This window comes from Streptomyces sp. NPDC056160 (assembly GCF_042268205.1).
In the GTDB taxonomy this organism is placed as follows: Bacteria; Actinomycetota; Actinomycetes; order Streptomycetales; family Streptomycetaceae; genus Streptomyces.
This window is the reverse complement of record NZ_JBHJUW010000028.1, coordinates 54,779-81,110: the sequence shown is the minus strand read 5'-3', so window position 1 is coordinate 81,110 and position 26,332 is coordinate 54,779. Positions and strand designations below refer to the sequence as shown.

Annotated in this window: 24 protein-coding genes and 1 pseudogene; 11 read left to right on the top strand and 14 right to left on the bottom strand. The window is 72.0% G+C overall.

The window, feature by feature from the left end:
- Positions 1-93: 93 nt before the first annotated feature.
- Together ACFC02_RS13570 and ACFC02_RS13565 are read right to left on the bottom strand one after the other, a co-directional pair.
- A complete protein-coding gene (locus ACFC02_RS13570; protein WP_010358452.1) occupies positions 94-774 on the bottom strand; it encodes a response regulator transcription factor in 681 nt (226 codons plus the stop codon).
- Positions 775-824: 50 nt separating this feature from the next.
- A complete protein-coding gene (locus ACFC02_RS13565) occupies positions 825-2,108 on the bottom strand; it encodes a sensor histidine kinase (RefSeq protein ID WP_376356066.1) in 1,284 nt (427 codons plus the stop codon).
- 259 nt (positions 2,109-2,367) lie between these two features.
- On the opposite strand from ACFC02_RS13565, the gene phoU reads away from it, so the two are divergent.
- The 3 genes from phoU (at position 2,368) to ACFC02_RS13550 (ending at position 6,698) form a co-directional block, all read left to right on the top strand.
- The gene (phoU, locus tag ACFC02_RS13560; RefSeq protein WP_376356064.1) at positions 2,368-3,057 is read left to right on the top strand and encodes a phosphate signaling complex protein PhoU; all 690 of its coding nucleotides are present in this window, start codon (positions 2,368-2,370) and stop codon (positions 3,055-3,057) included.
- A 212-nt stretch (positions 3,058-3,269) separates the two neighbouring features.
- Entirely contained in the window at positions 3,270-3,425 is a 156-nt protein-coding gene (locus ACFC02_RS13555) for a hypothetical protein (protein ID WP_360967397.1), read from the top strand.
- 843 nt (positions 3,426-4,268) lie between these two features.
- Positions 4,269-6,698 carry an ATP-binding cassette domain-containing protein gene (locus ACFC02_RS13550; protein ID WP_376356061.1) on the top strand — a complete coding sequence of 810 codons (2,430 nt, stop codon included), beginning with the start codon at positions 4,269-4,271 and terminating at the stop codon, positions 6,696-6,698.
- A 317-nt stretch (positions 6,699-7,015) separates the two neighbouring features.
- Here the strand turns inward: ACFC02_RS13550 and ACFC02_RS13545 are convergent, their stop codons facing one another.
- The 3 genes from ACFC02_RS13545 to ACFC02_RS13535 all read right to left on the bottom strand — a co-directional run bounded on the left by ACFC02_RS13545 (position 7,016) and on the right by ACFC02_RS13535 (position 8,779).
- A complete protein-coding gene (locus ACFC02_RS13545) occupies positions 7,016-7,585 on the bottom strand; it encodes a hypothetical protein (RefSeq protein WP_376356059.1) in 570 nt (189 codons plus the stop codon).
- Positions 7,586-8,035: 450 nt separating this feature from the next.
- Positions 8,036-8,245 carry a hypothetical protein gene (locus ACFC02_RS13540; RefSeq protein ID WP_376356057.1) on the bottom strand — a complete coding sequence of 70 codons (210 nt, stop codon included), beginning with the start codon at positions 8,243-8,245 and terminating at the stop codon, positions 8,036-8,038.
- Between the two features lie 318 nt (positions 8,246-8,563).
- Positions 8,564-8,779, bottom strand: a complete 216-nt coding sequence (locus ACFC02_RS13535; RefSeq protein WP_376356055.1) for a hypothetical protein — start codon at positions 8,777-8,779, stop codon at positions 8,564-8,566.
- A 444-nt stretch (positions 8,780-9,223) separates the two neighbouring features.
- On the opposite strand from ACFC02_RS13535, the gene ACFC02_RS13530 reads away from it, so the two are divergent.
- The 3 genes and pseudogenes from ACFC02_RS13530 to ACFC02_RS13520 form a co-directional block, all read left to right on the top strand.
- A complete protein-coding gene (locus ACFC02_RS13530; protein ID WP_376356053.1) occupies positions 9,224-9,499 on the top strand; it encodes a hypothetical protein in 276 nt (91 codons plus the stop codon).
- A gap of 1,058 nt (positions 9,500-10,557) precedes the next feature.
- Complete coding sequence (locus tag ACFC02_RS13525) at positions 10,558-11,274, top strand: tectonin domain-containing protein (protein WP_376356051.1); 717 nt, start codon at positions 10,558-10,560, stop codon at positions 11,272-11,274.
- Positions 11,275-11,498: 224 nt separating this feature from the next.
- Positions 11,499-12,326 (top strand): annotated as a pseudogene (locus ACFC02_RS13520) (tyrosine-type recombinase/integrase); the annotation flags it as partial.
- Positions 12,327-12,406: 80 nt separating this feature from the next.
- Here ACFC02_RS13520 and ACFC02_RS13515 read toward each other — a convergent pair.
- The gene (locus ACFC02_RS13515) at positions 12,407-13,168 is read right to left on the bottom strand and encodes a phosphoglyceromutase (protein ID WP_376356049.1); all 762 of its coding nucleotides are present in this window, start codon (positions 13,166-13,168) and stop codon (positions 12,407-12,409) included.
- A 187-nt stretch (positions 13,169-13,355) separates the two neighbouring features.
- Here ACFC02_RS13515 and ACFC02_RS13510 point away from each other — a divergent pair, with 187 nt between their 5' ends.
- A complete protein-coding gene (locus ACFC02_RS13510; protein ID WP_376356047.1) occupies positions 13,356-14,645 on the top strand; it encodes an MDR family MFS transporter in 1,290 nt (429 codons plus the stop codon).
- 88 nt (positions 14,646-14,733) lie between these two features.
- On the opposite strand, the gene ACFC02_RS13505 is transcribed toward ACFC02_RS13510, so the two are convergent.
- Positions 14,734-15,222 (bottom strand): DUF2000 family protein, encoded by a 489-nt coding sequence (locus ACFC02_RS13505; RefSeq protein WP_376356045.1) that lies wholly within the window; start codon positions 15,220-15,222, stop codon positions 14,734-14,736.
- A gap of 49 nt (positions 15,223-15,271) precedes the next feature.
- Here ACFC02_RS13505 and ACFC02_RS13500 point away from each other — a divergent pair, with 49 nt between their 5' ends.
- Positions 15,272-16,087, top strand: a complete 816-nt coding sequence (locus tag ACFC02_RS13500; RefSeq protein ID WP_376356043.1) for an AraC family transcriptional regulator — start codon at positions 15,272-15,274, stop codon at positions 16,085-16,087.
- Positions 16,088-16,107: 20 nt separating this feature from the next.
- On the opposite strand, the gene ACFC02_RS13495 is transcribed toward ACFC02_RS13500, so the two are convergent.
- Positions 16,108-16,617: a YbjN domain-containing protein gene (locus ACFC02_RS13495; RefSeq protein WP_376356041.1), complete on the bottom strand. Its 510-nt coding sequence runs from the start codon at positions 16,615-16,617 to the stop codon at positions 16,108-16,110.
- Positions 16,618-16,631: 14 nt separating this feature from the next.
- Positions 16,632-17,969 carry a D-inositol-3-phosphate glycosyltransferase gene (gene mshA, locus ACFC02_RS13490; protein WP_376356039.1) on the bottom strand — a complete coding sequence of 446 codons (1,338 nt, stop codon included), beginning with the start codon at positions 17,967-17,969 and terminating at the stop codon, positions 16,632-16,634.
- Between the two features lie 306 nt (positions 17,970-18,275).
- Between mshA and ACFC02_RS13485 the strand changes: the two genes are divergently transcribed.
- The 3 genes from ACFC02_RS13485 (at position 18,276) to ACFC02_RS13475 (ending at position 22,112) form a co-directional block, all read left to right on the top strand.
- On the top strand, positions 18,276-19,061 hold the full coding sequence (locus tag ACFC02_RS13485) for a class I SAM-dependent methyltransferase (RefSeq protein ID WP_376356036.1): 786 nt from the start codon (positions 18,276-18,278) through the stop codon (positions 19,059-19,061).
- 166 nt (positions 19,062-19,227) lie between these two features.
- Entirely contained in the window at positions 19,228-20,358 is a 1,131-nt protein-coding gene (locus ACFC02_RS13480; protein ID WP_376356034.1) for an NlpC/P60 family protein, read from the top strand.
- A 377-nt stretch (positions 20,359-20,735) separates the two neighbouring features.
- Positions 20,736-22,112 (top strand): PP2C family protein-serine/threonine phosphatase, encoded by a 1,377-nt coding sequence (locus tag ACFC02_RS13475; RefSeq protein WP_376356032.1) that lies wholly within the window; start codon positions 20,736-20,738, stop codon positions 22,110-22,112.
- Positions 22,113-22,182: 70 nt separating this feature from the next.
- On the opposite strand, the gene ACFC02_RS13470 is transcribed toward ACFC02_RS13475, so the two are convergent.
- The 5 genes from ACFC02_RS13470 to ACFC02_RS13450 form a co-directional block, all read right to left on the bottom strand.
- Positions 22,183-22,530, bottom strand: coding sequence for a DUF2516 family protein (locus tag ACFC02_RS13470; protein WP_360967670.1), 348 nt, complete (start codon positions 22,528-22,530; stop codon positions 22,183-22,185).
- A 98-nt stretch (positions 22,531-22,628) separates the two neighbouring features.
- Positions 22,629-23,363 (bottom strand): hypothetical protein, encoded by a 735-nt coding sequence (locus ACFC02_RS13465; RefSeq protein ID WP_376356030.1) that lies wholly within the window; start codon positions 23,361-23,363, stop codon positions 22,629-22,631.
- 86 nt (positions 23,364-23,449) lie between these two features.
- The gene (locus ACFC02_RS13460) at positions 23,450-24,007 is read right to left on the bottom strand and encodes a helix-turn-helix domain-containing protein (RefSeq protein WP_376356028.1); all 558 of its coding nucleotides are present in this window, start codon (positions 24,005-24,007) and stop codon (positions 23,450-23,452) included.
- A gap of 299 nt (positions 24,008-24,306) precedes the next feature.
- Positions 24,307-25,026 carry a TetR/AcrR family transcriptional regulator gene (locus tag ACFC02_RS13455; RefSeq protein WP_376356026.1) on the bottom strand — a complete coding sequence of 240 codons (720 nt, stop codon included), beginning with the start codon at positions 25,024-25,026 and terminating at the stop codon, positions 24,307-24,309.
- Positions 25,027-25,072: 46 nt separating this feature from the next.
- On the bottom strand, positions 25,073-26,203 hold the full coding sequence (locus ACFC02_RS13450; RefSeq protein WP_376356024.1) for a phosphotransferase family protein: 1,131 nt from the start codon (positions 26,201-26,203) through the stop codon (positions 25,073-25,075).
- Positions 26,204-26,332: the final 129 nt, after the last annotated feature.

Below are 26,332 nucleotides of genomic sequence, written 5' to 3'. Positions count from 1 at the left end.
CGGCACCCCCTGTGCGGGGTGCCGCCCTTCGGCGCAGCTCGGCGGAGTGCGATGCGGTCTGCGGTCTACGGTCTACGGTCTACGGTCTACGGTCTACGGTTCGAACTTGTAGCCGAGGCCCCGGACCGTCACCAGGTAGCGCGGGGCGCCCGGGTCCGGCTCGATCTTGGCGCGCAGCCGCTTGACGTGCACGTCGAGCGTCTTGGTGTCACCCACGTAGTCGGCGCCCCAGACCCGGTCGATGAGCTGCATCCGGGTGAGCACCCGGCCCGCGTTGCGCAGCAGCATCTCCAGCAGGTCGAACTCCTTGAGGGGCAGGTCGACCTTGGAGCCGGACACGGTGACCACGTGCCGGTCCACGTCCATGCGGACCGGGCCGGCCTCCAGCGCCGCCGGGGTGACCTCCTCCGGCTCGCCGCGCCGGCGCAGCACCGCACGGATACGGGCGACCAGCTCACGGGAGGAGAACGGCTTGGTGACGTAGTCGTCGGCCCCTATCTCCAGGCCGACGACCTTGTCGATCTCGCTGTCCTTGGCGGTCACCATGATCACCGGGACGTTGGAGCGGCCCCGCAGCTGGCGGCACACCTCCGTACCGGGCAGCCCCGGCAGCATCAGGTCGAGGAGGACGAGGTCGGCGCCGTTGCGCTCGAACTCGTCGAGTCCGTCGGGCCCGGTGGCCGCGACGGCGACCTCGAAGCCCTCCTTGCGGAGCATGTACGACAGGGCGTCGGAGAAGGACTCCTCGTCCTCGACGACGAGCACTCGGGTCACGGAAGGACCTCCGGGGCGGTAAATGATTCGTACGGTGACGACTGTGACTGCTATGACTGCTGTGACGGTGAAGCCTGCGACGTCCGCGAGGACGGCGGTGACACTGTGCGTGGCTGTCCGGCCTCGGTCTCCTCGTCGAGGACGGGGTGCTCGTGCGCGCGGTCCCGGTCGCGGGCCTCCCGGGCCGCTGCCGCCTCCGGCAGCCGCAGGGTGAAGGTGGAGCCCTGTCCCTCGGCGCTCCACACCGTGACCTCCCCGCCGTGCGAGGCGACCACGTGCTTCACGATCGCGAGACCCAGGCCGGTGCCGCCGGTGGCACGTGAGCGGGCCGGGTCCACACGGTAGAAGCGCTCGAAGATGCGCTCCTTGTCCTTGTCGGAGATGCCGATGCCCTGGTCGGTGACGGCGAGCTCGACGAGGTCTCCGCCCGGCACGGTGATCCTGCGGGCGGCTATGCCGACGCGGGTGCGGGCCGGGGAGTAGTTGACCGCGTTCTCGACGAGGTTGCCGAGGGCGGCGGCGAGCTGGCCGCGGTTGCCCCAGACCCGCAGGTCGGCGGTGCCGCCGGTGGCCATGGTGATCTGCTTGGTGCCGGCCTGGTGGCGGCAGCGGTCGATGGCCTCGGCGACGAGTTCGTCGACGCGCACCGGCTCGGCGTCCTCCAGGGGATCGTCGTTCTGCACCCGGGAGAGGTCGATCAGCTCCTGCACCAGGTTGGTGAGCCGGGTCGCCTCGATCTGCATCCGGCCGGCGAAGCGCTCCACGGCCTCCGGGTCGTCCGAGGCGTCCATCACGGCCTCGGAGAGGAGGGAGAGCGCGCCGACGGGCGTCTTCAGCTCGTGGCTCACGTTGGCGACGAAGTCGCGTCGTACGGCCTCGATCCGGCGGGCCTCGGTCAGGTCCTCGACGAGCAGCAGCACCAGCCGCGACCCCAGCGGCGCGACGCGCGCGGAGACGGCGAGGGCCTCGCCGCGCCCGGTGCCGCGCCGCGGCAGGTCCAGCTCGACCTGCCGTATCTCCCCGTCCCGCCGGGTGTCCCGGGTCATCTGGAGCATGGGCTCCACGGCCAGTTTCCCGCCGCGGACCAGCCCGAGGGCGTACGCGGCGGAGCTGGCCTTGACGACGGCGTCGGCCTCGTCGAGGACGACGGCGGAGGAGCGCAGCACGGACAGGACCGTGTCCACGCCGGGCGGCAGCACCGCGTCGGTGTGCAGCGAGGTGCGCGTCGGACGCTTCTGCTCCCGTTCACTGAAGCGGAACGCCAGCATGGCGATGACACCGGTGAGCACTCCGGCGATCGCTGCCGCTGCGGCGACCGCCGCGTTCACGTCCATGCGACCAGGTTAGGCATGGCGTACGACCTGCCCGCACCCGTCCGGGTGCGACCTCGAACACTCGTCGCCCAGAGTTCACCTAGGAGCCAGCGACGGTTCACTTGAGGTGACGGAAACGGACGCGTACGAGCCGGAACGTGGGAGCGTGGGGGCCGCACCGCTGGTTGCCACGACGGGCCGCGCCGGACGTCACCGGCGGGGCCGCAGCCCCTGCAACCCCTGCAGCCCCCGGACGAAGACGCACGAGAGGGAACCGAAGATGCGGGACGCGTACCACGAGGAACTGGACTCGATCGGCGACGGACTGGTGGAGATGGCCCGGCTGGTCGGGTCGGCCATCGGACGCGCCACGACCGCCATCCTCGACGCCGATCTGAAGCTGGCCGAGAGCGTGATCGAGGCCGACCAGAAGGTCGACGAACTCCAGCACGGCCTGGAGGCCCAGGCCATAGCGCTGCTGGCCCGGCAGCAGCCGGTGGCGACGGATCTGCGGATCGTCGTCACCTCGCTGCGGATGTCCGCGGACCTGGAGCGCTCCGGCGACCTGGCCCAGCACGTGGCCAAGCTGGCGCGGTTGCGCTTCCCGGAGCGGGCGGTGCCCCAGGACCTGCACGCCACCATCCTGGAGATGGGCCAGCTCGCCCAGCGCCTGATGGCGAAGGCCGCCGAGGTGATCGTCACCAAGGACGTCGACCTGGCCCTCCAGCTGGAGCAGGACGACGACGAGATGGACCTGCTGCACCGCACCCTCTTCCAGCACCTGATCGACGACCGCTGGAAGCACGGCATCGAGACGGCCGTGGACGTCACCCTCCTCGGCCGCTACTACGAGCGCTACGCCGACCACGCGGTGGCGGTGGCCAAGCGGGTGGTCTACCTGGTCACGGGCGAGCACGCCGACGAGTTGCAGCAGGACATCCAGTCGGTGCCGAAGGTCGACGGGTCCTGAGCGCCGGCTCGGCGTGCGGCACGCGGGGCACGCGGGGCGGGTGACGGCACGGGTGGCGGGGCCTGGGTCGGCGGGTGACGGCGCGGGTCCCGGCGTCGGGATGCGGCGCCGGGTTCCGGCGTCGAGATGCGGAACGAGCCACCGTGCGCCGTTGATGCGCCCGGCGGAACGGGCATGCAATGAGCGAAGGCACCAGCCTCGAGGAGGGACCCATGGCCGAATCCCCCAGCACCGCGCCCGACCCCGCCCGGATCCGCGAGACCGAGCAGCCCGCCGAGCCCAGGAACCTGCCGCTCCTCGCCGCCTGCGGCTGCGGCTCGGGCTGCGGCTGCGGCTGCCAGTCGGGCGGCCCCTGCCAGTGCGGCTGACAGAGCGGTAGACGCAATGCGAACCCACACGTTCGACTCACTCGACGCGGGGCCCCGGCGACAGCGCCGGGGCTCCGCGTCGGCGAGTGGCTGTCACCCACTTCGGGGGGACGTCGGGCCGCGGGCCGCCGTCTTCTGCCTGGCTGCCGGCCACAAGGAGGCAGCCGCCACCTGTTTGCTCAGTACACCCGAGAGTCACAGAAACATGGCCGATCAGTAACAGAATACGTGTAGCGCTCTTATATCGGCATGTCCCGGACGAGGTGGGGGGCGCGCGGCCTACCGGCCGCCGTCACACTCGCGCGGCGCGCATCCGCGTCGCGCACGCGCCATCGCACCAGCAGGGAGAGCCTGCGTCCGTGTCCGTGTCCGTGTCCGTGTCCGCCGCCGTGACCGCCCGCCGCCTGTCCGCGGCCGCCGTCGCCGCGGGGGCCCTGATCGGGATGGACGGTCGAGGTCTGGCGCGCCCCGGAGGGCGACGTCCTGCTCAAGGGCACCCTCACGACCACCGCACTGTGGCTGACCTCGGTCGTCCTGCACGTCCCGCTCTCCGCCCGGATCGACCACACGACGCACACGGGGATCCTGGGCCCGGCCTCGCTCTACGCCTCCATCGCGTTCGGCCTCGGCACACAGAACGCCCTGGTACGGGCCCGGGCCGCCGCCCTGGGGGCCGCACCCGCACCCGCACCGGCACCCGGAACCTGAAGGACCCTGAAGAACGACGCATCCCGCATCCGGAACCGGTCAGGAATCGAGAAGCGCGCCCGCGCGGGCCACGGCTACCGTTGCGGCGACGGACACCACGGCGGCACCGCGCCGACGGCAACGGACGGAGACACGATGAGCATGGCCACGAGGACGGACGGCACCCCCGGCGGCCGGCCCGCCCGGCCTGTCCGGCCCACCCGGCCGCCCGTGCCGCACGCCGCCGACGCCCACGACCTGATCCGCGTGCACGGCGCACGTGAGAACAACCTCAAGGACGTGAGCGTAGAGATCCCCAAGCGACGGCTGACGGTGTTCACCGGCGTCTCCGGGTCGGGCAAGAGTTCCCTCGTCTTCGGCACCATCGCCGCGGAGTCGCAGCGCCTGATCAACGAGACGTACAGCACTTTCGTACAGGGTTTCATGCCGACGCTCGCGCGGCCCGAGGTCGACGTACTCGACGGGCTGACGACCGCGATCATCGTCGACCAGCAGCGGATGGGCGCCGACCCCCGCTCCACCGTCGGCACCGCGACGGACGCCAACGCGATGCTGCGCATCCTCTTCAGCCGGCTCGGCGAGCCGCACATCGGCTCGCCCAAGGCGTTCTCCTTCAACGTCGCCTCGATCAGCGGCGCGGGCGCGGTCACCGTCCAGCGCGGCGGGCAGAGCGTGAAGGAGCGCCGCAGCTTCAGCATCACCGGCGGCATGTGCCCGCGCTGCGAGGGCCGGGGCACGGTCTCCGACCTCGACCTCACCCAGCTCTACGACGACTCCAGGTCGCTGGCCGACGGCGCGCTCTCCGTACCCGGCTACAAGTCGGGCGGCTGGAACCACCGCCTCTACAGCGAGTCCGGCTTCTACGACCCGGACAAGCCGATCCGCGACTTCACCGCGACCGAACTGCACGACTTCCTGCACCGCGAGCCGACCCGGATGAAGATCGCGGGCATCAACATGACCTACGAGGGTCTGGTCCCGCGGATCCAGAAGTCGATGCTCGCCAAGGACAAGGAGGGCATGCAGCCGCACATCCGGGAGTTCGTGGACCGCGCGGTCACCTTCACCTCCTGCCCGGAGTGCGAGGGCACGCGGCTCAGCGAGGCGGCCCGCTCGTCGCGGGTCGACGGGGTGAGCATCGCGGACGCCTGCGCGATGCAGATCAGCGACCTGGCGGCCTGGGTCCGCCGCCTCGACGAGCCGACGGTGGCGCCGCTGCTGGCGGCGCTGCGGGGCACCCTCGACTCGTTCGTGGAGATCGGCCTCGGCTACCTCTCCCTGGACCGCCCGGCCGGCACGCTCTCCGGCGGTGAGGCGCAGCGCGTCAAGATGATCCGCCACCTGGGCTCCTCGCTCACCGACGTCACGTACGTCTTCGACGAGCCCACCACGGGCCTGCACCCGCACGACATCCAGCGGATGAACAACCTGCTGCTCCGGCTGCGGGACAAGGGCAACACGGTGCTGGTCGTGGAGCACAAGCCCGAGGTGATCGCGATCGCCGACCACGTCGTCGACCTCGGCCCCGGCGCGGGCGCGGCGGGCGGTGCCGTCTGCTTCGAGGGCACCGTCGAGGGACTGCGGTCCGCCGGGACCATCACGGGACGCCACCTCGACGACCGGGCCGCCCTGAAGAAGACGGTGCGCGAGCCCACCGGCACCCTGGAGATCCGCGGGGCGGACGCACACAACCTGCGCGACGTCGACGTGGACGTCCCGCTCGGCGTGCTCTGTGTGGTCACCGGCGTCGCCGGGTCCGGGAAGAGTTCGCTCGTGCACGGTTCGATCCCGGCCGGGGCGGGCGTGGTCTCGGTCGACCAGACCCCGATCCGCGGCTCGCGCCGCAGCAACCCGGCGACGTACACCGGACTGCTCGAACCGATCCGCAAGGCGTTCGCCAAGGCCAACGGCGTCAAGCCCGCCCTGTTCAGCGCCAACTCGGAGGGCGCCTGCCCGACCTGCAACGGTGCCGGCGTCATCTACACCGACCTCGCCGTGATGGCCGGGGTCGCCACCACCTGCGAGGAGTGCGAGGGCAAGCGCTTCGAGGCGTCCGTCCTCGACCACCACCTCGGCGGCCGTGACATCAGTGAGGTGCTCGCGATGTCGGTCGACGAGGCCGAGGAGTTCTTCGCGGCGGGCGAGGCGCGCACCCCGGCCGCCCACCGGATCCTCCAGCGGATGTCCGACGTGGGCCTCGGCTACCTCACCCTCGGCCAGCCCCTCACCACCCTGTCCGGCGGCGAGCGCCAGCGCCTCAAACTGGCCACCCACATGGCCGACAAGGGCGGCATCTACGTCCTCGACGAACCCACCGCCGGACTCCACCTGGCCGACGTCGAACAACTCCTCGCCCTGCTCGACCGCCTCGTCGAATCCGGCAAGTCGGTCATCGTGGTCGAACACCACCAGGCGGTCATGGCCCACGCGGACTGGATCATCGACCTGGGCCCGGGCGCGGGCCACGACGGCGGCCGCATCGTGTTCGAGGGGACCCCGGCCGACCTGGTGGCCGGCCGCTCGACGCTCACGGGGGAGCATTTGGCGGGGTATGTGGGGGCGTGACCGGGGGACTTCCGGGGCGGCCACCGGGGGTACGACGCTCGACTCGGCTCGTGGAGGCCACCGCCACCGGTGCACATCGCTCCTGCGGCTCGGCTGAAGTCCGGGCCGCCTGCCCCCGGAACCATCCGCGGGCAGGCGGCTCAGGACTGCCGGCCACCTCTTGTCGCCACCTCGTGTCGCCCGGGTCTTGCCGGGCTTCCCGGTGAGCCGGGTCCTTCTTGGTCAGGAGCGCGGCCCCGCGTACTTCCACGGCGCCGCCGGGAGCGCCGGCCCGATTACGGCGGGCCGGACTCTTCCCTGCGCTCGGGGCGGCGCTGTCACCATTCGTCGTAGTCGCGGATCACCCGGAAGCTGCCCACGACGCCGTCGTCACCGAACACGCCCCCGTGAACGGTACGGGTCACCACGCCGTTGGTGGCGCCGTGGGGCCCCACGGTGGCGACCGGCGCGCCGTTGTCACAGGTGAAGCCGCGGAAGACCTCGACAGTCCTCCGGCTGTCGTTGAAGATGTTGAAGCTGCTGGAACCCAGTCCGCTGGCCGCGGTGATGCAGCCCTCGGCGGAGGCGGAGTACATGCGCTCGTTGAAGTAGATCCTTCCCTCTTCCTCATGGCCGCGGCCGCGTTCGCCGCCTTCGCGGTCACGACCCTCGTCCCCCTTCTCCTCGCCTGCGCTGCCGCCGCCCGCGGGAGCCGCGGCGGGGGCGGCCGGTCGGGCGGGCTCGGCCGGTCGGGCAGGCTCGGCCACCCGTTGGACGGATGCCGCCAACGGGCGGACAGACGGGGACGCGGCGGCGGATCCGGTGGTCGACGCGTAGGTGATACCAGTGGCCGCAAGGACCGCGGCGCCTACGCCGGCAGCGGCCACAGCAAAGGTGTGCGTGGGCATGTCACTTTCCTCTGTCTCACGGACGTCGGCCGGGCGACCGACCTGCGATGAACGTAACGACAGCCCGCAAAGCTGTCATTTCAGACATGTCCAAGGCGTGACGCCATGAGCCCACCCAGGGGAAAACGCGGCGCTCACCGCATACCGGCGCGACATCCGTGCCGCGCAAGGCGCAGGAGCGCGTCGGGCGTCCCGGCCGGTACCGCCGGCAGGATTCGCACGTTCGACGGCGAGGCGCAGTACGCGCTCCGGGAAGAGGCGCAGTACGCGCTCCGGGAAGCGGTCAAGTCCGCTTCGGCGTACCGACGTTGTCTTCGACGCCAGCCGGTCAGCCAGCCGTCACCGCAGCTTCCAGAGGGTCCGTGTGTACGGCAGGAGGCCAGGTCCGAGCTGCGTCGTCCCACCGCAGGTCGCGTAAGCGGCGCTCCCGCCCGACGGGTCCGCCCGCGCTCAGGTGATGCGTTCCGAGTGCCCGTCGGGGAACCTGCACGAGGGACCGCTGTAGGGACCGCCCGGGTGGACCGTTCCGCCCTGGGCCGTGCACTGTTCAGCCGTGATGGACGGATACGGCGCTGCCTGAGCGGTGGCGGCGCCGACGGCACTCATGCCGGCGAGGGTCGCCGTGGCGAGGGCGAGCCCGAACAGTCGTCGTGCACGCATTGGCTTTCTCCTCTCGCGTGTCCCTGGCCGGTACTTCGGGATGACCGGGCTGCGCCAGGGACGGCCTATTACTACGGCTTACTACGGCCTATTACTCAGAATGGGTGACGGTGATCGGACGCGCGAGTCGTGGCAGGCGGGCGCCGTAACCCCTCCGGCACTGGACGGGGCGGGGGCGGGGCCTGAACCCGCCAGACCAACTGCCCACCTCCCGGGCCCCTAGCGCGCCTGACGGGCCGGCACAGTCCCGATGACTCCCCCGGCCACGCTCGCGCGGGAGCGCCCCGCGGCGCGTGGCTGCGGGGCGCCCTGTGCGGTTCAGTCGACCCGCTCTCCGTCGTGCGTACCGCCCTTGCAGAAGTTGCCCGACTCGTTGATCGCGGGCGTTCCGCCGCCCTGCTTGCACTGAGAAGGCGTGACGTAGGACGGAGCCCCCTGTGCGGTGGCGGCGGTGGCGGTGGCGGCGCTTGTGAGACCGAGTCCGGCGAGGGCTGCCGTGGCGATGACGGCGGTGAGGATTCGTCGAATGCGCATTTGGTTTCCCTTTCACGGATTGCCTCGGTTGGGGCACTAGCCAGCTTGATCTTCACCCATGTGAGTGGCACGTCATGTTGCGCCATTCGGGTGACATTGCGGTCGGTTGCGGGGTCGGTGACACGACCCGCCGGGCAGGCCTCCAAGGCCTTCCGGGTGCCCAGGACGGGCGAGGGAGAGGATGCGACGCTGGAGTGAGGGGCGGCGAGTGGAGGTTCGAGTGCGTCTTGAGTGCGTCTCATCCGGTCCGGGGCCCGCCCTCTCCTTCGGCCTGGCGACCATGTCCCGGTACGGCTCAATGGATACGACGCAGAATCGTGCGGCCGGTCCGTGCGCCCGCCGGCCGGGGCACCACCCACCGAGCGTCGCCAGGCGGCCTCACCGCGTGGATCCGGCCCGCCGGGACCAGGGCCGCGCGGCCAACACGGAAGGCAGGTGCGTCCCATGCGCACGTCGACCCGTATCGCCGGTGCCCTCACCGGCCTGACCCTCACCCTCGGCGGTGCGGTCCTCGCCGCTCCCGCGGCCCGGGCGGACATCCCCGCCTGCACGCGGATGGCCGAACTGGCCGGTGCCACCGCTTCCGACTCCGTCACAGCGGCCTGCGGCCGTGGCGTGGTCGGAGACCTGCAGAGTTGTGTGACCGGGCTGACCGGGGCCGGAGTCGCGGGCGGCGCCGCGACCGGTGCCTGCCGGGCGGCGGCCCACGAACCGCGTTAGACCGGCGCTGTCGTCGGCATCGATGTAAAGGAAGTCACGCCTCTGACCGCCCGTCAGGCTCTGTGAGCACATGGAGCCGACGCCGCCGCCGAGCCGCCGATCGGCGCGGCCACGGCCACGGCCACGGCCACGGCACAGCGACAAGCCCCCTGCCCCGCGGAAGAACCGCAGACAGGGAGCTTGTCGGCTTGTTCGTGAGCGCTTACTTCTTCTTGCCCTGGGTCTTGCCGGGGATCTTGGTGAGCTGGATTTTTGCTGGTCAGGGCAGCGTTCATGAGTGGCCGAGCGGTCGTCGTTGGCTACTGTCGAGCGGCCTCGGACGGCCCAGAGACGGCCCAGCTTCGGCGCGCTCAGCTGTCGGCGAGCACCCTCGATGCGCCCTGTCCGAACCTCAGCCGAAAGTCAGCCACGACGGTGGGCCAGCCGTCCAGGCAGGCCCGCGTGTGCCTCGCTGTGCCCCCGCCGGCCTGAGCCACGCTGCCAGTCGTGGACCAGCACAAGGCGCTACGACGGAAGCGGATACGTGGCACCTTGCGTGATGACCTCTTCGTCCCGAAGCAACTCAGGTGAGCACTTGGCCTTGGGCTCGTGTGCTCCTCACCTGCGCTGATGGTCCGCAGGCGTCCGCGCTTGTCCGGCGCTGTGCGTCGGCGTTGTCACGCAGTTAGACACTCACCGGGCGTCGCCGCCCAGCGGGCTCGCGACTGCTGACGGCGCAGGCGCTTAGAAGATGACCAATGCCTTCGTGGCTCGGTCCGCGGCCCCGCTGTTCCCCGCCCCCCCGCCTCCGGATCGGGCGCACAAGGGACACGTACAGATGCACTCACGAGGCGCACTGGTTGGGCAGCCCATGTCAATCCCTCGCGGGGGTGGCCGCGATCGCGTCATCTCCGCAGCCGACCTGACCTGCCTGAGGCCAATACTGAAGCGGCCGCCACTCGACCAAACCGCCTCATCAAGCCAATAACTCTGATCACCCTTCAAATCACCTCTAATAGTGAATCGTTCCGCTTGGAGAGCATGAGACGCACCACACCCGACTGGAGAGGGTTGCCAGCATGTCCGACTGGAAGCGCATCGACGGGTCGTTAGCGCGGATCGCAGTGGGATCCAGGACCAACGTCTGGGGTGTCAACGCCGCCGGCGCGATCTACCGCTACACCAACAACGACGCCAACCCCTGGATCAACATCCCCGGATCGCTGTCCGACATCGGCGCGGCCGCCGACGGCACCGTCTGGGGCTGCAACGCAGCCCATGAGGTCTACCGCTACACGGGCGACCAGGACAGCAACAACTGGAAGAAGATCAACGGCTCGCTGGTGCGGATCACTGTGGGCTCCAGGACCAACGTCTGGGGTGTCGACCCGGCCGGTGCGGTCTACCGCTACAGCAACAGTGACGCCAACCCCGCCAACCCCTGGATCAACATCCCCGGGAACCTGTCCGACATCGGCGCGGGCGCCGACGGCACCGTCTGGGGCTGCAACGCAGCCAACCAGGTCTACCGCTACACCGGCGACCGGGACGCCAACAACTGGAAGGGCCTCAACGGCTCACTCAAAGCGATCGACGTCGGCTCCCGCACCGCCGTCTGGGGCTGCGACCCCGCCGACGCGATCTACCACTACACCTACAGCGACACCACCCCCGCCAACCCCTGGCTCAACATCCCCGGCTCGCTTTCCGACATCGGCGTAGGCGCCGACGGCACTGTCTGGGGAGTCAACGCCGCCGGCGCGATCTACCGCTACACCGGCGACCTGCCCGGCTGACCCTGCCCCCTGAGGCGAACCCTGGTGCGCCACACAAAGCCCGCCTGCGACAACGACCTCTGAAACGCCGAAGGGCCAGTCGCGAGGGAAACCCTCCCGAGCTGGCCCTTCTCTTGCCCCGGCAGGATTTGAACCTGGGGCCTCATCCTCATCGGGTCGATCACGACCGCTCGGCGGTGACGGCTGATCGGCCTTGGGCCTGCGTCGGCCGTCCATTGATGTTCGGCGTCGACCGGAGGTGTGCGCGGACGATCTACTCCAACGTGCGGGCGGCGCTGAGCGCGGCCGTGGACGACGGCCACCTTCCCCGGAACCCGTGCGCTGCCCGCTCGGTCCGGCCACCGACCATCGACAACAAACGCGTCACGCCATGGACGCCCGAGCGGGTCTTCGCCGTCCGGGATGCCATGCCCGAGCGCTTCCAAGCCATGGTCGACCTGGGCGGTGGCTGCGGGCTTCGCCAGGGCGAGATCCTGGGTGTGGCCGTCGATGCGATCGACTTCGCCTCGGACACGCTCCACGTGGTCCAGCAATTAAAGCTAAGCCGCAGCAAGGCCGTGTTCGCACCACCGAAGGGCGGCAAGCTGCGGGATGTGCCGCTCCCCGGTCCCGTCGCCGATGCGCTCCGGGCGCACATGAAGCGGTTCCCGCCGGTCGAGATCACCTTGCCGTGGAAGGTGGCGGACGGGACCCCGGGGACCAAGCGCCTCCTCTTCGCCGGGCCGCGCGGCGGGCACGTCTGGCGTACGTCGCTCAACGAGGAAGTGTGGAAGCGGGCCCTCGCGGCGGCCGGCGTGATCCCCGAACGGAAGCCGGGCCAGCCGTACGCCGAGTCGCGCGAGAACGGCATGCACGCACTGCGCCACTTCTACGCCTCGGTGCTCCTGGACGCGGGCGAGAACATCAAGGCCCTCGCCGAGTACCTGGGCCACTCGGACCCGGGCCTGACGCTCCGCGTGTACGCACATCTCATGCCGTCGAGTCAGGAGCGCACCCGCAAGGCGGTCGCCGCCGTCTTCGACACGGCCCGGTCGGGCCCCTCCAGCACCTGACGGCCCAGAGACGGCCCAGAGCCAGCGAAAAGCCCCCTCCCAGCGGAGAAGCCGCAGGCAGGGGGCTTGTTCGTGGGCGCTTACTTCTTCTTGCCCTGGTTCTTGACCGCCTCGATCGCCGCCGCTGCCGCGGTCGGGTCGAGGTAGGTGCCGCCCGGGGTGACGGGGCGGAAGTCCGCGTCGAGTTCGTAGGAGAGGGGGATGCCCGTGGGGATGTTGAGGCCGGCGATGTCGGCGTCGGAGATCTGGTCAAGGTGCTTGACCAGGGCGCGCAGGCTGTTGCCGTGGGCGGCGATCAGGACCGTTCGGCCGGTGAGGAGGTCGGGGACGATGCTGTCGAACCAGTACGGCAGCATGCGGGCGACGACGTCCTTCAGGCACTCCGTCTGCGGGCGCAGCTCCGGCGGGAGGGTCGCGTAGCGCGGGTCGGAGAACTGGGAGTACTCGGCGTCGCGGGCCAGCGGGGGCGGCGGGGTGTCGTAGGAGCGGCGCCAGAGCATGAACTGCTCCTCGCCGAACTCCTCCAGCGTCTGGGCCTTGTCCTTGCCCTGGAGGGCGCCGTAGTGGCGCTCGTTCAGGCGCCAGGAGCGGTGGACCGGGATCCAGTGGCGGTCGGCGGCCTCCAGGGCGAGCTGGGCCGTGCGGATCGCGCGCTTCTGGACGGACGTGTGGACCACGTCGGGCAGCAGGCCGACGTCCTTGAGCAGCTCACCGCCGCGGACCGCCTCCTTCTCGCCCTTCTCGTTGAGGTTGACGTCCACCCAGCCGGTGAACAGGTTCTTCGCGTTCCACTCGCTCTCGCCGTGGCGGAGGAGGATCAGCTTGTACGGTGCGTCGGCCATGCATCCGAGCCTAATCCACGCATTCGGCGCCCCGCCCGTGTGCCCGGCAGGCGGACGGCGGCACGCCGACAGTTGACGGCTTCTGTTAATTGAGTGGTTGGCCGTCGGGCTGCCCTCGTAAGTTGTGCGTACGGCCAGTGCGTAAGTCGCGCTTGCCGCATGAGCCACTTACATCCGGGGGTCGTCCATGTCCGTCACCAGTCTCAGACGCGCCGCCCGCGAAACCGTCTCCGGGCTGCCCCGCGAGTTCTGGTGGCTGTGGACGAGCACCCTGGTCAACCGGCTCGGCGCCTTCGTCGCCACGTTCATGGCGCTGTACCTCACGCTCGATCGGGGGTACTCCGCCTCCTACGCCGGTCTCGTCGCCTCGCTGCACGGGCTCGGCGGGGTCGTCTCCTCCCTCGGCGGGGGTGTGATGGCCGACCGGCTGGGACGGCGGCCGACCCTGCTCGTCGCCCAGGCCTCGACGGCCGTCTTCGTCGCGCTGCTCGGCTTCGTGCACGACCCGGTCTCCATCGCCGGTGTCGCCTTCCTCGTCGGCATGGCCTCCAACGCCTCGCGACCCGCCGTGCAGGCGATGATGGCGGACATCGTGCGGCCCGAGGACCGCGTCCGGGCGTTCTCGCTGAACTACTGGGCGATCAACCTCGGCTTCGCCGTCTCCTCCATGGCGGCCGGCTTCATCGCCGAGTTCAGCTATCTCGCCGGGTTCCTGATCGAGGCCGCGATGACCATGGCCTGCGCGGTCGTCGTCTTCCTCAAGCTGCCCGAGTCCCGGCCCCGTGGGGACGAGCAGGGCGGGAAGGCGGGTGCGGACGCGTCCGTCGGGCTGGTGACCGTCCTGCGCGACCGGCGCTTCATGAGCGTCGTCGGGCTGTCCTTCCTGGTGGCGCTCGTCTTCCAGCAGGGGTCGGTCGGTCTGCCGGTGGCCATGGGCCGGGCCGGGTTCACGCCCGCCGACTACGGTCTGGCCATCGCCGTCAACGGCATCCTCATCGTCGCCCTCCAGATCCCGGTCACCCGGCTCATCGAGCACCGGGACCCCAAGCGGCTGCTCGTCGTCTCGTCCCTGCTGGCCGGTTACGGGTTCGGGCTGACCGCCTTCGCCGGGTCGGTCGGTGTGTTCGCCCTGACGGTGTGCGTCTGGACCCTGGGCGAGATGATCAACGCACCGACGCAGACCGGGCTCGTCGTCCGCCTCTCCCCCGTGCACGGGCGCGGTCGCTACCAGGGCGTCTACACCCTGTCCTGGTCGCTCGCCGCCCTCGTCGCCCCGCTGATGTCCGGCGCGGTCATCGACGACCTGGGCGCGGAGTGGCTGTGGGGCATGTGCGCGGTCGTCGGGACGGTCGCCGCCGTCGGCTACGGGGCACTGATGCGACGCCTGCCGAAGGAGGAACCCGTCGCGCTCACGGGGGATGCCGGGGGTTCCGGGACGGGTACCGGGGAGCGGGCCTCCGAGGTCAGCGCCGCCTGACGTCCCGAGCGGGGCCTCCGAGGTCAGTGCGGCCTCGGGCCCCGAGCGGGGCCTCGGGGCCGCCTCGCCCCGCCGTTCCGCGCCCGCCTCACGGATGCATCCGCGCGCCCTTCAGCACCTTGTCCACCGCGTTCCGCGGGCCGTACACCGCGAGTCCCACGAGGTCCAGGCCGGCGGTCCCCACCGCCCGGACCGCCGCGCGGTTGTCGCGGTCGTTGCCCGTGGTGAACAGGTCCGAGGTGAACACCGCGCGCGGCAGGGCCCGGGACAGGGCCTTGGCGTGGGCCGCCGTCAGCGTCTCCTTCGTGCCCTCGAAGACCAGCACCGGCTGGCGGAACATCGGCAGGTAGGACACGTCGTCGGCGTCCTCGTACGGCTCCCCGACCACTTCCGGGACCGTCGCGCCGAGGCCGCTGACCAGGAAGGCGGTCACGTTCAGGCGCTGCCAGGTCTCCAGGTCCTCGCGCAGCAGGACGGCGATCTTGGTGTCGAAGCGGATCGGTGCGTTCGGTTCCGGCTGGGAGGTGGGGCTGGAGTTCGGTCCGGAGTTCGGTCCGGAGTTCGGCTCAGAGTTCATGCAGTGAGACTGCCGGGCATGCGGGCACCGGGTCTTGTACGTTCTTTGCGTGGCCGCCGAACAGGCCGGACAGGCCGAAGTCTCCGCGTGGCGCCCTCGTGTCCCGGGCGTCGTGGAGGTCTTCCACGCCCACTTCACCGAGTACGCGTACCCGATGCACGTCCACGAGGCCTGGACGCTGCTGATCGTCGACGACGGCGCCGTACGGTACGACCTGGACCGGCACGAGCACGGCACCCCGCACGACACGGTGTCCCTGCTGCCGCCGCACGTGCCGCACAACGGTTCCCCGGCGCTCCCCGGCGGTTTCCGCAAGCGGGTGGTGTACCTCGACAGCAGCCGGCTGGGCGAGGAACTGATCGGGGCGGCCGTGGACGGGCCGGACCTGCGTGAGCCGGTACTGCGGCGGCGCGTCGGCCAGCTGCACTCCGCGCTCGGCCGCCGCGGTGACGAGCTGGAGGCCGAGAGCAGGCTGGCGCTGGTCGGGGAGCGGCTGCGGGACCATCTGCGGCACCGGGTGGCGGACCCGGAGCCGCCCCGGCGGGACCCGGTGCTCGCCCGGCGGCTGCGGGACCTGCTCGACGCGCGGGTGGTGGACGGGGTCCAGCTGGAGGAGGCCGCGCGGCTGCTGCACGCCCATCCCGCGCACCTCGTACGGGCGTTCAGCGGGGCGTACGGCATCGCCCCGCACCAGTACCTGATGTCACGCAGGGTCGGCCGGGCACGCCGGCTGCTGCTGGACGGGCTGCCACCGGGCGAGGTGGCGTCGGAGACCGGGTTCTGCGACCAGGCGCACCTCACCCGGCACTTCAAGAAGCTGGTGGGGGTCACCCCCGGGCGCTACCGGCACCGCGGCGCGCGCTGAGCCTCGCCGGGCCGGCCCGTTCAGTCCGCCGGGCGCTGGATCAGGTGCGTGAACGCTTCCAGGTTGCGCGTCGACTCGCCGCGCGACACCCGCCACGCGTACTCCTTGCGGATCGCGGAGGCGAAGCCCAGCTCCAGGAGGGTGTTGAAGGCGCCGTCGGCCGCCTCCAGGACCTGGCCGAGCAGGCGGTCGACCTCGTCGGCGGTGACGGAGGCGAGGGAGAGGCGGGCGGTGGCGTAGACGTCGCCGAGGCGGTCGACGGCGTAACTCACGCCGTACATCTTGAGGTTGCGTTCCAACAGCCAGCGGTGGACGCCCGCCTCGTTCTCGTCGGGGTGACGGACGACGAAGGCGTTCAGGGAGAGGGAGTGACGGCCCACCAGGAAGGAGACCGTGGTGGAGAGCTTGCGGGTGCCGGGGAGCTTGACGACGTAGGTGCCGGGCTCGGGGCTCTCCCACTCCAGCTCGGCGTCCTCGAAGACGGCTTCGAGGACCTGCCGGGCCTGCCCTGCCCTGTCTGTGTCACCCATGGTGGGAGCGTACGTCACCCGTGGTGGGCGCGTACGCGACGGCGGTGGGACTGCAGCGCCGCCGTGTACACCTCGGCGGTCGCCGCCGCCGAGGCGTCCCAGCCGAAGGAGCACGCGTGGCGGGCCGCGGCGGCGCCCATCCGGTCGGCGAGGTGGGGGTGGTCGGCGAAGTCGCCCAGCACGCGCGCGTAGGCCGCCGGGTCGTGGCCGTCCACGAGGAACCCGGTCTCGCCGTCGCGGACGGCCACCGGCAGGCCGCCGACGGCCGCCGCCAGGACCGGCGTGCCGGCCGCCTGTGCCTCTATCGCGACCAGGCCGAAGGACTCGCTGTAGGAGGGCATGACCAGTACGGAAGCGGCCCGGAACCAGTCGGCGAGCTGCTCCTGCCCGACGGGCGGGCGAAACCGTACGACGTCCGCGATGCCCAGCCGCGCGGCCAGTTTCTGCAGGCCCTCGGGCTTGGCGAGGCCGCTGCCGCTGGGGCCGCCGACTATCGGGACGACGATGCGGGAGCGCAGGTCGGGGCGCTCGCCGAGCAGGACGCCCACGGCCTTGAGCAGCACGTCGGGGGCCTTGAGGGGCTGGATGCGCCCGGCGAAGAGCGGGATAAGGGCGTCCCGCGGGAGCCCGAGGCGGGCGCGGGCCGCGGCGCGGCCGTCACCGGGGCGGAAGCGGTCGAGGTTCACGCCGGGGTGGACCACGGCGACCCTGGCCGGGTCGGCCGTGTAGTGCCGTACCAGTTCCTCGGCCTCGTCGTCCGTGTTGGCGATCAGCCGGTCGGAGGCCGCGACGATCTGCGTCTCGCCGATGACGCGGGCGGCGGGTTCGGGCGTGTCGCCCGCGGCCAGGTTGGCGTTCTTGACCTTGGCCATGGTGTGCATGGCGTGCACCAGGGGCACGCCCCAGCGCTGGGCGGCGAGCCAGCCGACGTGCCCGGAGAGCCAGTAGTGCGAGTGCACGAGGTCGTAGTAGCCGGGGCGGTGGCCGGCCCAGGCCTGCATCACGCCGTGCGTGAAGGCGCACAGCTGGGCCGGGAGTTCCTCCTTGGCCAGGCCCTCGTACGGGCCGGCGTCGACGTGGCGGACGAGGACGCCGGGCGCGAGGTCGACGCGGGGCGGCAGGCCGCCGGCCGTGGCCCGGGTGAAGATCTCCACCTCGATGCCCTGGTCGGCCAGGCGCTGGGCCAGCTCGACGATGTAGACGTTCATGCCGCCCGCGTCGCCGGTGCCGGGCTGGTGGAGCGGTGAGGTGTGCACGGAGAGCATGGCGACGCGCCGGGGCCTGCGGGAGAGCCGCAGCCGCGCGGGAGCCTGCGAAGAGCGGCGCCCGAGCCTGCCGACGTACTGGCTCACGTGGCGTTCCTCCTTGCTGCGGGCATGCCGGACCCGGGGCGCGGCGCGCCCTTCAGAAGGCAACGCCACGAGGGGCGCCGCCATTTCCGCCGCCAGGCTCTTTACTCAATCATTACCTGATCTCGCTCAACCGTTCGATGGCGGGGTGCGTGCGGCGCGAGCACCCTGCCCCGCCCCCGCCCTGCTCCGCCCGGTGGCACGCGGTGTGCGTCCGGAACCGAGTGCCCCCATACCCTCGTATCCATGACATCCCGCGCAGCGACCCTCCCCCGCTCCCGGTCCCGGTCGGGCGGGGGGAGCCCCGTGGTGGGAACGGTGACGCGCGGGACGACCAACCCCAACCGGCTGCGCCGCATGGACCGCTGGATCGCGGCCGTGCACGGCCGCGAGCTGCGGCGCGCCGCCGATCCGGTGGCCGTCGACCTCGGCTACGGGGCCGCGCCCTGGACGGCCGTCGAACTGCTCCAGCGGCTGCGCACCGCGGCTCCCCGCGCGCGCGTGGTCGGCGTCGAGATCGAACCGGCCCGGGTCGCCGCCGCGCACCCCTACGAGCGCGAGGGCCTCGTCTTCCGGCACGGCGGCTTCGAGGTGCCCGTGGCGCAGCGCCCGCTGCTCATCCGCGCGGCGAACGTGCTGCGGCAGTACGACGAGGCCGAGGTCGCCGCCGCCTGGGAGCGGCTGTGCGCGCGGCTCGCCCCCGCGGACGGGCACACGCGCGGGGGGCTGCTCGTGGAGGGCACCTGCGACGAGATCGGCCGTCGGCACGTGTGGGTGGCGCTCGGCCCGGAGGGGCCCCGGACCGTCACCTTCGCCACCCGGCTCGGCTCCCTGCACCGCCCCTCGGACCTCGCCGAACGCCTCCCCAAGGCGCTCATCCACCGCAACGTGCCCGGCGAGCCGGTGCACGCCTTCCTGCGCGACTTCGACCGCGCCTGGGCCGCCGCCGCGCCCTACGCCTCCTACGGGGCCCGGCAGCGCTGGATCCGCGCGGTGCGCGACCTGGCGGCCGACTGGCCGCTGACGGACGGTCCGGTGCGCTGGCGGCAGGGCGAAGTGACGGTGGCGTGGGAGGCGTTGGCGCCGCGCCGCTGACGGGAGCGGAGGGAGGGAACGATCTCCGCGAGCCGTACGTCACACAGGCGGGAGACCGGTACGGGTGGGACATCGGGTGCCGGCCCCTGTCGCTCCGGGCGCAGTCGTGGCAGTATCCCCCGGACGGGACATGTTACTGACGGTAAATCAGTTTGGGGGCCGGGATATGGGGCGGGGCAGGCGCAGTGTGCTCGCGGTGGCCGTGACCGTGGTCTGCGCGGTCACCGTGCTGGGGGCGTCCGGCACGGCGTTCGCGAGCGCGGGACCCGACCGCGCGCCGACACAGCCCGCCACGACATCCCCCGCCCTCCCGTCCTCTTCTCCCTCGCCCTCCTCACCCTCCGTCACGGCCCCGCCGGACAAGGACCTGGAGGCCGTCCGCACCAAGCTGGACCAGCTCTACCACGACGCCGCCGTCGCCACGGACGCGTACAACGCCGCCGAGGAGAAGGCCCAGCAGCAGTCCGCCGAGGTCGTCGGACTGTCCCAGAAGATCGTCGAGCAGCAGCGGAAGCTGGACGACCTGAAGGACCGCGCCGGTGCCGCGGCCCGCGCCCAGTACCGCACGGGCGGCCTGCCGCCCCAGGCCCAGCTGCTGCTCAGCAACGACCCGCAGCAGTTCCTCGACGGGGCGGGGCGGGTGCTGGAGGGCGAGCGGGCGACCAGCGGCCTGCTCCAGGACATGACCCACGCCCAGCAGGACCTCCAGCAGTACGCCTCCGACGCCGCCGACCGCCTCCAGGACCTGGAGGCCAACCGCAAGGCCAAGGCCACGGCGCAGAAGCGGATCCAGCAGCGGATCAAGGAGGCGGAACAGCTTCAGGCCAGGCTGGAGGAGCGGCAGCGGGAGCGGCTGGCGCAGCTGGAGCGGCAGGCCGCGCAGCAGGCGCAGGCCGCCTGGCTGGACACCGGCATCCTCAAGGAGATCGGCGGCAGCGCGACCGAGGCGGACAAGAAGGCGGTGGCGTACGCCACGGCCCAGATCGGCAAGCCGTACGAATGGGGCGCGGAGGGCCCGAAGACGTACGACTGCTCCGGGCTCACCTCGCAGGCCTGGGCGGCCGCCGGCCACCCGGTGCCCCGGACCTCGCAGGAGCAGTGGAAGCAGCTCAAGCACGTGTCCGTGAAGGACATGCGTCCCGGCGACCTGATCATCTACTTCGGGGACGCCAGCCATGTCGCGATGTACGTCGGCGACGGCAGGATCGTGCACGCCCCGCGCCCCGGCCGCACGGTGACCCTGGCGGGCGCGGGCACGATGCCCATCCTGGGCGTCGTGCGCCCCGACGCGGACTGAGAGGCGCGCAGGGCGGCCGGCCCCGGCCCGGGCGCCGCACGGAGGACCGGCCGCCCCGTCCCGCCTGCAAGTCCCGGCGCCGCACGGAGGACCGGGTCCTCTGCTTCCGCCCCGCTCCACCCCCGGTGACCTGGGCCATGTGATCCAGCGCACGCCCAGTCGGCCTCAAACCTCGACCGACGTGACCTTCGTCATTCGGGTCCGCGGGGCGCGCTGCCCAACTCCGTTACGGATCGCGGCATATGACAACGGCCGAAGCGTGAGCGACGCGTCTCACACCATTCCCCCGCGGCGCCGACTACCGCTATGGTCCCCGTCGGTGGAACGAGGTCCCTCGTCCCGCCATGCCCTCGGGGGGAGGGAAGGAACCCGAAACGATGCCCGTGCCCGTACCGCGGCAGCGAGAGATCCCGGCCCTGGAGAACGGCCCGGTCCAGACCGCGCCCCACGGCGGCGGCCCCTCCGCAGCACAGGCCCCGCACGGCGAAGCCATGAAGGAAAACGCGAAGGAAACCACGGTCGAGAAGGACAACCGCACCGCCGGTCACCACGCCCACGGCACGAACCTCACGCTGCTGCTGATCGAGAACGATCCCGGCGGCTCACCGATCGTGCCCGAGCTGCTCGACGCGTCCGGCAAGCCGATCCGCGTCCGTACCGCCCGCAACCTGACCGAGGCCGGGCGGCTGCTCACCGACGACGTCCACTGCATCCTGCTGGACCTCGCGCTGCCGGCCCCCGGCCGGTCCGGCGCGGGAACCGGCGCGGGCGGCGGGGACGACGACGAGCTTGCCGTGCTCAAGCACGTGCTGGAGCTCGCGCCCCGGCACGCCGTGCTCGCGCTCACCGCGTCCGGCGACGCCGAGCGCGGCGCCCAGGCCGTGCGGGTCGGCGCCCAGGACTACCTGCTCCGCGACGAGCTGGACGGGCCGCTGCTGAGCCGCGCGATCCGGTACGCGGTGGAGCGCAAGCGCTCCGACACGGCCGAGCGGCGGCTCGCCGAGGGCCGGCTGCGCGCGCAGGAGAACCGCCGCCTGGAGCGCGGCCTGCTGCCGACGCCCCTGCTGGACGGTTCGACGCTGCGCTTCGCCGCCCGCTACCGGCCGGGCCGCTCGCGCGCCCTGCTCGGCGGCGACTTCTACGATGCCGTGCGCACCCCCGACGGCACCGTGCACGCCATGATCGGCGACGTCTGCGGGCACGGTCCCGACGAGGCGGCGCTCGGCGTGGAGCTGCGCATCGCCTGGCGGGCGCTGACGCTGGCCGGGCTGTGCGGCGACGAGCTGCTGAACACGCTCCAGCAGGTGCTGGAGCACGAGCGGGCCGACGACGAGATCTTCGCGACGCTGTGCACGGTGGACATCGCACCGGACGGGCGCCGCGCGGGCCTGTGCCTGGCCGGCCACCCCTCGCCGCTGGTCATCGCACCCGGCCTGCCCGCCAGGCTGCTGCCGTACGACAACAACGGGCCGGCGCTCGGTCTGCTGCCGGGAGCCCGCTGGCCCCGGACGCAGGTGGAGCTGGGCGCCGAGTGGAGCCTGATGCTCTACACCGACGGCCTGATCGAGGGCCGCATCGGCCAGGACGGCGAGCGGCTCGGCCAGGACGGCATGCTGGAGATGGTCCGCCGGCAGCTGGGCCAGGGCCTGCGCGGCGAGGACCTGCTGCGGGAGGCCGTCAACGAGGTCCGCGCACTCAACGGCGGCGAACTCACCGACGACGTGGCCGTGGTCCTGCTGGACCGGGAGCCGTAGGAGCCTGCCTCCCGGTGCCGGTCACGGGGCGTCGCCGGTGGGGCGCCCACCCATCGCGCCCGCCGGTCGTCTACCGGCCGCCGTTGTACGGTCCGTACGGGCCGTCGCTGCTGCTGCCGCCGCGGCGGCGGCCCCAGCCGCTGCCGCCGGAGACCTGCTTGAGCGCGGGGCGTACGTCCACGATGTAGACGATGCTCGCGATGACGCCGATGATCGGCAGGAACGACAGGATCGAGAACAGGTAACTCACCACGAGCGCCAGCCCGAGGATGATCAGCCAGAACACCTTGTTCTGCTTGTCGGCCGCGCGGAACGCGTCCTCGCGCCGGATCGCGGCGTCGCACAGCCCGAACGCGGCCAGGACCATGAGGAGGATCTTCAGGATCCCCAGGAACCCCGCGAAGCCCAGCATCAGCATGTCGTCCACCGCCCGTTCTCGCCGACTCCTACGCCGCCACCGTACCCGTAGAACGGGCCGGGCACCCCAAGGGTGCCCGGCCGCTCGTCTCCCCCGCCCTACTTCGCGGGCGGCGTGGTCTTCCTGGCGTTGGCGGTGGTGGTGGAGGTCGTGGTGGAGGTCGTGGTCCGGCGCGCGGCCGGGGCCTTCTTCGCGGGCGCCTTCTTCGCGGGGTTCTCCTTCGCCGTGGGCACGGCCTTGACCCCGGCGGGCTTCTCCTCCTTCACGACGACCGGCTCGGTCCTGGGCTGCGGCTTGCGCGGGGCCTTGGGCTCGACGGCGACGGCGAGCTCCTCGACGTCCTCGGCAATGTCCTCGATGCCCTCGGCGGCCTGGCCGCGCCAGGTCCGCACGGCCTGCTCGCCGTGCTCGGCGACCTTCTCGTAGGTTTCACGGGCCTTGACGGCGTACTCGGCGGCGACCCCGACCCCGCGCAGGGCGAGGTCCTGGGCGTTCTCGCCGAGCTTCTTCAGGTCGGCGTCGAAGTTCGTGCCGAGCTTCTTGAGGTCGGAGTCCAGGGAGTTCAGGAACTCGGTCACCCTGGACTGGACGGTCGCCTGCGTCTCCTTGACGCGGGCGCCGGCCTCCTTCGCGCGGGCGGCGGCCCGCTCCTGGACGGCCTTCGGGTCGGTGTTGCGCACGGCGTCGATACGGGCCGGGGCCTCGGCGGCCAGCTGCTCCACCAGGGCGGGCACCTTCCTGGCCTGACGCAGGGCCAGGTCCGCGGTGCCGGCGGCGAAGTAGAGCGGGGTGGGGTCGCTGAGGGTCTTGCGCAGGTCGTCGGCGATGGCCATGGTGATGATCCTCCCGGATCGCTTTCGGCTGAGGGTGATGGTGCGCGCCGCGTCCGCCGGCCGCCGGGCCCTGGTGGGCCGCGGGGTCAGCCGGCCGTCTCGCGCGGGGCGGTGTCGCTGCCGCCGGACGCGGTGGTGGGCCGCTCGGCGGGGTCGGGGCCGCCGCCGTCCCGCGCTGGGGCGGCGGCGGATCGTATGGTGCCGTCGCCTTCGCCGTCGGCGGCGTCGCCGACGCCGTCGTCCGCGCGGCCGGCCGGCCCGCCGGTCCCGTCCCGGCCGCCGGCTCTGCCGGCCCCGAACCCGTTCTCCTTGCGGAAGGACTCGTAGATCTGGAGCAGCACCTGCTTCTGCCGCTCGTCGAGTGTGGGGTCGGCCAGAATGACGGCGCGGGTCTCCACTTCGTCCCGGTCCCGCTCGGCGTCGAGGATGCCGGCCCGCACGTACAACGTCTCGGCGGAGATCCGCAGCGCCTTGGCGACCTGCTGCAGGACCTCCGCGCTCGGCTTGCGCAGCCCGCGCTCGATCTGGCTCAGGTACGGATTGGACACCCCGGCGGCATCGGCGAGCTGCCTGAGCGACAACTGCGCATTGCGCCGCTGCTCGCGCAGGTACTCACCGAGATTGCCGACGTTGAGCGATGCCATGTCTCCACCATGCACCACCCTCGCTAACAATTGCAAGCACACTGCTTGCAAGAGTGCACCTGCCGGGCGGGCGCAGGGCCGACTTGCCGCCGGGGACCGGAAGACGCCCCGGGCGAAGACCGGGAAGCCCAGCTCGCGGCCAACGGCGGACAGGGCGCGCGCACGGTCCAGAACGGCAGGGGGTGTGGACCTCGTCCAGCCGGGAGACCGCCCGGGTCAGCACCGCGTGCAGCCCCCCGGGGGTTCGGGTGGCGTCATTCCGTCCGGCCTACCGGAATGACGTATCCGAGTTACATTATTTACTCTGTCGCAGATTCTCCCGCGCCCGTCGCCTCCGGGGTCCTAGTGGCGGGCGGGGGCGTCGCGCCGGGTTCCGGCAGGCAGGCCGTGAGCCGCGCGAAGGCCCGCTCGGCCGCCGCCACCGCGTCCGGCCGTACGTCCTCCAGCGGCTCCCCCGCCGCGATCCGCCGCCAGTTGTCCTGGGCGAGTACGCGCTGGACGGCGATGATCTGCCCGGCGGCCAGCCGCGCGTCGAGACCGCCGCCGAGGGCCCGCGCGAGCGCGGCCTCCGAGCGCTCCAGGTGCGTGTACGCGCGGGCGACCAGGGCGGGAGTGCCGTAGAGCAGCGAGTGGAAGGCGAGCACCTGGGGGTGGTCGTTGAGGCCGGTCACCGGGTCGTTGCGGCGCAGCCCGTCGAGGAAGTGCCGGCGCAGGGCGTCCACCGGCGCGGCGGGCGCGGCGGCGGCCACGCGCGCGGCCTCGTCCTCGTGGTCGGCGATCCGGTGCAGGACCAGGTCCTCCTTGGCCGGGAAGTACCGGAAGAGGGTCGGCTTGGAGATCTCGGCCGCGGCGGCCACCTCCGCCACCGACACCGCGTCGAACCCCTTCTCCAGGAAGAGCCGGACGGCGGTGTCCGAGACCGCCTGGTACGTGCGCCGCCGCTTGCGCTCCCGCAGCCCCATGCCGTCACCGGCCGCATCGGTCCCCTCCACGCCACCGGTCCTGCCCGTCTCGCTCATGGGTCGAGCCTACGCAGCGCGTCCCGGCACCCGGACCGCGAGCGGGTCAGGGTGCCGGCCGGCCCTGCCGGGCGCCGTGTGCGCGGTGCCAGCGGGCGAGGGCGGCCACGACGGTGGCGGGGGCGGGCACGGACTCCAGGGCCAGCGGGAACGCGGCGGCCACGAGGACCCGGTGCAGCTTCCCGCCCAGCTCGGCGAGGTGCTGCCAGTCGGGATCGGGGCCGGCGCCCGCGTCCGCGGCCAGCGACAGCGCCGTGCGGATCACGTCCGTGAAGACCGACTGCGCCTTCTTGAAATCGACGAGCAGAGGCAGGTCGTGCTCCCAGCCCCGGGAGCTGCCCGGGCGGACGGCCTCCGCCGTGCGGCGCCAGGCCTCGGTCATCCGGCGCGCCTGCCCGCGCGGGTAGCGCATCAGGTAGAGGTGGGTGGCGAGGTCGTACAGCGGATCGCCGAACATGGCCAGTTCCCAGTCGATGGTCCACAGCCGGCGTTCCGCGTCGACGATGAAGTTCTCCCGGTGCAGATCGGCGTGCAGCAGGCAGAAGGGGCGCTCGCGCAGACCCTTCAGGTGCTTGCGCAGCCGCTTGAACGCCTCGCCGTCGATCCGCAGGTCGGCGAAGAGCCCACCGAAAACGGGGAGGTTGCGGGCGTAGACGCGTTCCTCCGCGAAGTGGACGAGCCGCTCCAGGAACGCGGCGGTGTCCCCGTCGGCCGGCCGGTCCGCGCTCTCGCAGCGGCGCTCGACGGTGAGCATGCCGGGCGTCACCTCGACCAGCTGCCCGAACAGGTCGACGATCTGCCGGAACAGGCCGCCCGGCACGGCGTTCCCCGACGCGCACAGCGCCCCGAGGGTGCGGCCCTCGATGAACCGCTGCAGACCGATGCCGCCGACCCGGACGAGGTCCGGAATCCGGCCGATCCGGCCGTGCAGGGCCGCCAGCAGCTGCTCCTCCGAGACGAAGCAGCGGCGGTCGAACCAGAGGAGGTCGCTGCGCGGCTCCCGGCACTTCCACCGTCCCGGACGCAGCGCGCCCGACTCACCGGCCAGCGCGAACACGTACGTCTCGTGGTGGTACCCCTGGAGGGGGCCCTCGACCCTGCCGGGATCACCACTCGCCTCGACCGCGTGCAGCCGGGCGCCTGAAGCCAGTTCGCGTGAAGCAGGTTCGAGCGGCATTGCCCGTTTCTTTCGCCTGGATCCCCCGCAAGGGTCGCACCCCGCGAGGGGGCGAACCCCGCCGAAGGGTGCGGAAGTGGGAACACGCTACCCCCACCTCGCCACGGAGTGTGACCCGAACCTCCCACG

Coding starts and splice junctions, on each gene's coding strand:
- ACFC02_RS13565 (WP_376356066.1), bottom strand. CDS start 2,108: ATGGACGTGAACGCGGCGGTCGCCGCAGCGGCAGCGATCGCCGGAGTG.
- phoU (WP_376356064.1), top strand. CDS start 2,368: ATGCGGGACGCGTACCACGAGGAACTGGACTCGATCGGCGACGGACTG.
- ACFC02_RS13555 (WP_360967397.1), top strand. CDS start 3,270: ATGGCCGAATCCCCCAGCACCGCGCCCGACCCCGCCCGGATCCGCGAG.
- ACFC02_RS13550 (WP_376356061.1), top strand. CDS start 4,269: ATGAGCATGGCCACGAGGACGGACGGCACCCCCGGCGGCCGGCCCGCC.
- ACFC02_RS13545 (WP_376356059.1), bottom strand. CDS start 7,585: ATGCCCACGCACACCTTTGCTGTGGCCGCTGCCGGCGTAGGCGCCGCG.
- ACFC02_RS13540 (WP_376356057.1), bottom strand. CDS start 8,245: ATGCGTGCACGACGACTGTTCGGGCTCGCCCTCGCCACGGCGACCCTC.
- ACFC02_RS13535 (WP_376356055.1), bottom strand. CDS start 8,779: ATGCGCATTCGACGAATCCTCACCGCCGTCATCGCCACGGCAGCCCTC.
- ACFC02_RS13530 (WP_376356053.1), top strand. CDS start 9,224: ATGCGCACGTCGACCCGTATCGCCGGTGCCCTCACCGGCCTGACCCTC.
- ACFC02_RS13525 (WP_376356051.1), top strand. CDS start 10,558: ATGTCCGACTGGAAGCGCATCGACGGGTCGTTAGCGCGGATCGCAGTG.
- ACFC02_RS13515 (WP_376356049.1), bottom strand. CDS start 13,168: ATGGCCGACGCACCGTACAAGCTGATCCTCCTCCGCCACGGCGAGAGC.
- ACFC02_RS13510 (WP_376356047.1), top strand. CDS start 13,356: ATGTCCGTCACCAGTCTCAGACGCGCCGCCCGCGAAACCGTCTCCGGG.
- ACFC02_RS13505 (WP_376356045.1), bottom strand. CDS start 15,222: ATGAACTCTGAGCCGAACTCCGGACCGAACTCCGGACCGAACTCCAGC.
- ACFC02_RS13495 (WP_376356041.1), bottom strand. CDS start 16,617: ATGGGTGACACAGACAGGGCAGGGCAGGCCCGGCAGGTCCTCGAAGCC.
- ACFC02_RS13480 (WP_376356034.1), top strand. CDS start 19,228: ATGGGGCGGGGCAGGCGCAGTGTGCTCGCGGTGGCCGTGACCGTGGTC.
- ACFC02_RS13475 (WP_376356032.1), top strand. CDS start 20,736: ATGCCCGTGCCCGTACCGCGGCAGCGAGAGATCCCGGCCCTGGAGAAC.
- ACFC02_RS13470 (WP_360967670.1), bottom strand. CDS start 22,530: ATGCTGATGCTGGGCTTCGCGGGGTTCCTGGGGATCCTGAAGATCCTC.
- ACFC02_RS13465 (WP_376356030.1), bottom strand. CDS start 23,363: ATGGCCATCGCCGACGACCTGCGCAAGACCCTCAGCGACCCCACCCCG.
- ACFC02_RS13460 (WP_376356028.1), bottom strand. CDS start 24,007: ATGGCATCGCTCAACGTCGGCAATCTCGGTGAGTACCTGCGCGAGCAG.
- ACFC02_RS13455 (WP_376356026.1), bottom strand. CDS start 25,026: ATGAGCGAGACGGGCAGGACCGGTGGCGTGGAGGGGACCGATGCGGCC.
- ACFC02_RS13450 (WP_376356024.1), bottom strand. CDS start 26,203: ATGCCGCTCGAACCTGCTTCACGCGAACTGGCTTCAGGCGCCCGGCTG.